The organism is Paenarthrobacter sp. 2TAF44 (assembly GCF_052114885.1).
In the GTDB taxonomy this organism is placed as follows: domain Bacteria; phylum Actinomycetota; class Actinomycetes; order Actinomycetales; family Micrococcaceae; genus Arthrobacter.
Map to the genome: position 1 here is coordinate 1 of NZ_JBFRFP010000070.1, position 358 is coordinate 358.

General features: G+C 51.1%; 1 rRNA gene. It reads right to left on the minus strand.

The features are described 5' to 3' along the window. Positions 1 to 148 (minus strand): 16S ribosomal RNA (locus AB4Z15_RS24990); the annotation flags it as partial. Positions 149 to 358 lie beyond the last annotated feature (210 nt).

Sequence of the window (358 nt, forward strand, 5' to 3'; positions counted from 1 at the left end):
GGCTTATCCCAGAGTCAAGGGCAGGTTACTCACGTGTTACTCACCCGTTCGCCACTAATCCCCCAGCAAGCTGGGATCATCGTTCGACTTGCATGTGTTAAGCACGCCGCCAGCGTTCATCCTGAGCCAGGATCAAACTCTCCGTTGAAAAATAACAGACACAACCACACCCACCGGAAATAACGGCCGGCACGGCTGCACAAAATTCGAAACCAGCTGAAAACCAAACCACCACACACGGGGGTGCGCAACGGCCTGGCCATAATTTCAACCAATCAATAAAACAATCGGCATCAACAAACTTGGCACACTATTGAGTTCTCAAACAACAGACACTAACCGGCACCACCAAAACCCC